Source organism: Vreelandella sp. L-25 (assembly GCF_056857535.1).
The window spans coordinates 1-5,019 of sequence record NZ_JBSXNH010000032.1 but is presented as its reverse complement, the minus strand read 5'-3'; the positions used below and the strand labels follow the sequence as shown (position 1 = coordinate 5,019).

General features: G+C 54.2%; 5 protein-coding genes and 2 rRNA genes. 3 read left to right on the top strand and 4 right to left on the bottom strand.

Annotated features, from left to right (window positions below):
• Window positions 1-468 precede the first annotated feature (468 nt).
• The gene (locus tag AC13CN_RS02445) at window positions 469-915 is read right to left on the bottom strand and encodes a hypothetical protein (protein ID WP_228219978.1); all 447 of its coding nucleotides are present in this window, start codon (window positions 913-915) and stop codon (window positions 469-471) included.
• Window positions 916-1,163: 248 nt separating this feature from the next.
• Here AC13CN_RS02445 and AC13CN_RS02440 point away from each other — a divergent pair, with 248 nt between their 5' ends.
• The 3 genes from AC13CN_RS02440 to AC13CN_RS02430 all read left to right on the top strand — a co-directional run bounded on the left by AC13CN_RS02440 (window position 1,164) and on the right by AC13CN_RS02430 (window position 3,208).
• Window positions 1,164-1,862, top strand: a complete 699-nt coding sequence (locus AC13CN_RS02440) for an HAD family hydrolase (RefSeq protein ID WP_044630427.1) — start codon at window positions 1,164-1,166, stop codon at window positions 1,860-1,862.
• Window position 1,863: 1 nt separating this feature from the next.
• A complete protein-coding gene (locus tag AC13CN_RS02435) occupies window positions 1,864-2,238 on the top strand; it encodes a translation initiation factor Sui1 (RefSeq protein ID WP_044630426.1) in 375 nt (124 codons plus the stop codon).
• A gap of 61 nt (window positions 2,239-2,299) precedes the next feature.
• A complete protein-coding gene (locus tag AC13CN_RS02430; RefSeq protein ID WP_062363371.1) occupies window positions 2,300-3,208 on the top strand; it encodes a nuclease-related domain-containing protein in 909 nt (302 codons plus the stop codon).
• 8 nt (window positions 3,209-3,216) lie between these two features.
• Here AC13CN_RS02430 and AC13CN_RS02425 read toward each other — a convergent pair whose 3' ends face one another.
• The 3 genes from AC13CN_RS02425 to AC13CN_RS02415 form a co-directional block, all read right to left on the bottom strand.
• Window positions 3,217-4,548 (bottom strand): deoxyguanosinetriphosphate triphosphohydrolase, encoded by a 1,332-nt coding sequence (locus tag AC13CN_RS02425; protein WP_062363374.1) that lies wholly within the window; start codon window positions 4,546-4,548, stop codon window positions 3,217-3,219.
• Between the two features lie 107 nt (window positions 4,549-4,655).
• Window positions 4,656-4,771 (bottom strand): 5S ribosomal RNA (gene rrf / locus AC13CN_RS02420).
• Window positions 4,772-4,910: 139 nt separating this feature from the next.
• Window positions 4,911-5,019, bottom strand: a 23S ribosomal RNA gene (locus AC13CN_RS02415); the annotation flags it as partial.

Below are 5,019 nucleotides of genomic sequence, written 5' to 3'. Positions count from 1 at the left end.
GTGTACCGTTAACTTCCTATGGCTTCCTTCAGACCCCACCGTTGGCCAGTGACGCCCTTGCCAGTCGGATTGTCTTCCCCTCAGTCGGGGTGACGCCACCTTCTTTCAGATGGCCGGGTTTGCCGGCTTCGCCGGGCAAACGAAAAATGCCAGTCAGGCTTAACTGACTGGCATTAGCCTTCGGGCCGCCTTTTTTGTTGCAATGCAGCACCAATAGGCTATTACTAGAGAGCGCCACCCCACATTTATTCACCAGGCAGCTCTCACTATGATGCGCGAAAACCAGCGCATGGTGACCGAAAAAATTGAGGCCAGCATAGAAGCTGGCCTCGTAATGCAAAAAGCGTTTTTCAGCGCGATGAGTGGTCAGTACGCACCCTGGTGGATTACCAGCCAGAAAAGCGATGAAACCCTACCATCTACGCAGTAGAACCAACTCACGACGCCTCTCCCGCTAACGGCGGTAGGTTACTCGTTATCGTCGTTGCTCTGCTCATCTTCACCGCTTTCAATCGCATCTTCAGCGCTGCCGGTACCACCCGTGCCACCTTCAGTATTTTCGCTATCGGCATCAGTACTACTGCTCTCTGTATCAGTACTGATGCTCTCCGTCTCAGCGCTGCTGCCCTCGGTGTCAGAGCCAGTGTTCTTTGCCTCAGTGCTGCTATCGACTTCGGCCGTGTCAGCGTCCTCTTCAGCACTAGACGCTTCCGAAGCCGACATATCAGAGGAAGGCTGCTCATCGCGCTGAACAGAGCCTGCCTTAATACCGTACTTCTCTTCTAGCGCCGCATCATCCAGCGCTTGGTGCTGCTCGCTATCGGCATTGGTCTCAGTTTCTGCCAACACGCTAGCCGCAGAGGCCATCAGCGCGGTACCAAATACAAATGAGAGTAACCAAGGGTTGAATCGCATATACATCTCCATTTTATAGTTATTGCGGCGTCGCCTAACCACTATAGCTCTTCTCCTAGCGATTAACATAGATTGCCTTAAAAACCGGGTAGTTAACTTAGTGATGACATGGATAAATGGCACCTAGAGGCGGGCTAACCGTAAAAAATTATAAAACAGCGTTCACAAAGTCCCAAAAATCTCGTTCAATAGCAGTCTAGTCGGCTTAATTAACGCGAGTAGCGCTTGTAACGCTGCAAGGAATTCCCATGCCGCTTCCACTTCTGCTGTTTGATTGTGATGGCACCCTCGTCGATAGCGAACCCCTGCTTGCTGAAGAGATGGCGCGCGGCCTCAATACGGTGGGCCTACCGTTTGCCTCCTCCGATTACCTAGGGGAGTTTCGTGGTGCCCGCTTCCGACGCATTGTGGCAGAACTTCAAACCCGCTACGGTGAAGTAGATGCGGACCGGTTAAACCGCATGGAACAAACCATGCGGGCCAATCTGGCAGACCGGTTAGCCAATGAGTTAACCACCATTCCCGGTGCCCGGGAATCACTTGACGCCCTATCACGCTACCCAAGCGCGGTGGTATCGAACGGGCCAGAAACGAAGATTCGCACCGCACTCAATGCCACAGGGCTTAGCCATTACTTTGCTCACCGTCTATTTAGTGGCTACACCGCTAACTGTTGGAAGCCAGAGCCCTGTTTACATCTTCACGCAGCCAGTATCATGGGGTTTGCGGCAAAAGACTGCATAGCGATCGATGACGCCTTAGTTGGCGTTCAAGCAGCTCTGCAAGCGGGCATGACAGTGATTCATTTGAATCGCTTCCCCGATGCCGAAGCAACACCGGAAGGCGCTATTATGATTAGCAACATGTACCAACTGCCTGCCGTTGTTGAACAACTGACCCACGAGCGATGGCAGGCCGCAATGCTTCATCACTCAACAGAGAAATAGTATGGCTTCATTACGTGATCAGCTAGGTGGCCTTGTTTACTCCACTGAGCATGGCAAAACTTGCCCCGACTGCCGAGCCCCTATTGATAATTGCTGCTGCGAAGACACCAGCGAGCAAGAGCGTCTTGCCGCATTAGATGGCATTGTGCGTATACGCCGTGAAACCAGCGGGCGTAAAGGAAAAGGCGTGACGACTATCAGCGGTCTCCCACTGGCCCACACAGAGCTTAAGACGCTGGCCAAAACGCTTAAACAACGCTGTGGTACGGGTGGTGCAGTTAAAGAGGGCGTGGTTGAAATTCAAGGCGATCATCGCGAAATACTTCGCGATGTCTTAACCTCAATGGGTTATCAGGTAAAATTAGCTGGCGGTTGATGCATCGCCATATAACACGATGCACGACCTTAAGCTCATGGCTAAAGGGCAAGTTACGACAATGGTTTGGTTGGAATACCTACTACCGCTCATCTTCTTGTTCCCCATGGCAGCCATGGGCGGCATTGTATTAGCCTTGCGTAGCCTTCACGATGCCCGCGTACACTCACCCTTTAATGCACCGCTGCGCGAACCTGGTCAGGCCCTTCGTCATAGGCTCGACCAAGCCTTTTCTAGCCTGTTCCTGAATGGCACCCTGGGGCCATTAGTCACGTTAGCGCCGCTAGTATATGGCATGGGCCGTATGCTGTTTGTCGATAAACAAGACTGGGTAGAGTGGGCGCTTTACGGCTTGCTAAGTACCATTTTGGTGCTGGCGTTTTCGCTGCTGCTAATACGTGACTACCAGCGCATTCGACGCTTAAAGCTGGGGCTTGCCTGCGAGTTGGCGGTGGGGCAGGAGCTGGAGCGCTTAGTGCGCCCCGAAGCGCACCCTTATTATGTTTTCCACGATGTACCTACCGACAGTTTCACTATCGATCATGTCGTCGTGACCCCTCATGGCGTGTTTGTGGTGGAAACCCGGGCAAGGGCGCTGGCGATTGGTACCGATGGCAAGGAGCTGAACTGTGTGGCGGTAGAGCGTGAGCGGTTACGCTTCCCCCACTGGCAGGAACGGCGGCCGCTGCATAAAACGCGGCAAGGCGTTAACTGGCTCAGCCAGTGGTTAGAGCGCCGCTGTGGTGTACCGGTGCCGGTCAAAGGGGTACTGGTGCTACCGGGGTGGGAAATTGATACCAGCGAGGCTTCACCGGATATCCTGGTGGTCAGTGGCGAGCAGCTTGCCAAACAGCTCACTGACATCACTCCAGGGCAGATGAGCGATGCCATTCACGATAAGGTCATCCACATTCTGCTGGAACGAGCACGGCTGATGGAGCTCAAGCATCTCCGCCAGCCGTCCGTTTAATGGATGGCTTAGTCGCCGCGTAAGCGGCCGCCCATCTCTTGAGCAAGATCGACTGCATAGTGGTCGGTCATCCCACCAATGAAGTCCAGCATTCGCCGGTAACTGTCATAGAGTGTCCATGAGGGTAGCGGTGTATTCTCACCAATTAACGCCAGCACCCGCTGGTGCTTGAAAGAGCTTTGCCCGGTGTGGTGCAGCTCATGGGCCGCACCGATAAACGCTTCTAACAGGATACCCAGCGTGGTGTAAGCACCAATCTCCAGCTTCGCCTTGCGCTCATTCTGGAAAATACGCTCACGAGCCAGCTGCTTGGCGGACTGCACACCCCAACCTAAATCCGGGTGACACAGCTCTAACAAGTCTTCGCTGAGGGTACCGCTGAGTAGCGCCTGCTCATGCTGTACAAATACAGCCCCCACATCGTTTACGGCCCGCTCCATAGCAGCGCCTCTGAGTAGGGCGATACGGCGGCGTTGCGAGACATTTTTACGCTGCATCTCGGCATACTCCGGTGGGAACTCACCGGCAATTTGACGCAGAATCTCAACCACTTCCTCGTAGCGAAGAATGCCCATCTCCAGACCGTCTTCCAGGTCTAGCAAGGCGTAGCAAATATCATCTGCCGCTTCGACAAGCCAAGCCAATGGGTGGCGACACCAGCGCTGCTCCCCTTGGGGAAGTAGCCCAACCGCATCTGCGACCTCTTTTAACAGCGCCTGCTCTGACTGGTAGCAGCCAAACTTACCCGCCCGGCCGCTATAGCGTACCGTCCATGGGTATTTCAGCAGCGTGCCGAGCGTAGCCGCCGATAAGCGCATGCCGCCGTTAAACTGGTTGTACTCAATCTGGGTAATCACGCGAAAGCCCTGAGCGTTGCCTTCATAGGTCAGCAGGTCTTCGCGCTCTGCCTCTGATAGGCCCTCCAGCAGGCCACTTCCCTGGGCACGGCGAAACCAGTCGCGTATCGCGTACTCACCGGCGTGACCAAAGGGCGGGTTACCGATGTCATGACCCAGACACGCCGTTTGCACAATAACGCCCAAATCAGCGGGGGTAATCCAGTCAGGGAGGCGGTCACGCAGCAGCTCGCCCACAATCATTCCAAGAGAGCGGCCGACACAGCCAACTTCAAGGGAGTGGGTTAAACGTGTGTGAATATGGTCGTTTTCAGTCAGAGGGTGCACTTGGGTTTTACGCCCCAAGCGTCGGAAAGAGCCGGAAAAGACAATGCGATCATGATCTTTATGAAAGGGGCTACGCCCAATTTCCCGGGTGCTATCTGTTCGTTTATCGTGAAGGCGTCGAGGGGAAAGTAACTGATCCCATTGCATTTGTGTCATAGCGCTCCTCCTTGGAGTTCACATTCTGACATAAAAACACGGACATAAAACGACACATAGAAAAACAAAAAACCCAGCCGATGGGCTGGGTTTTTTGCGGGATAAGTGCCTGACGATGACCTACTCTCGCATGGGGAGACCCCACACTACCATCGGCGCTAAGCGGTTTCACTGCTGAGTTCGGCATGGGATCAGGTGGTTCACGCTCGCTATGGTCGTCAGGCGTAACTGTAAATGCATACCATGCTGTGTTTTGTGTGCGTCTCTTACCAAGCCGTTTGATCGGCTCAGTACACGTATCCGGTTATCCGAGTGTTTTCACACTCATCGTTATCACGGCGACCAGACCCCTTGGGTGTTATAGGGTCAAGCCTCACGGGCCATTAGTACACGTTAGCTCAACGCCTTGCAGCGCTTCCACACCGTGCCTATCAACCAGCTGGTCTCGCTGGGCCCTTCAGGAGGCTCTAG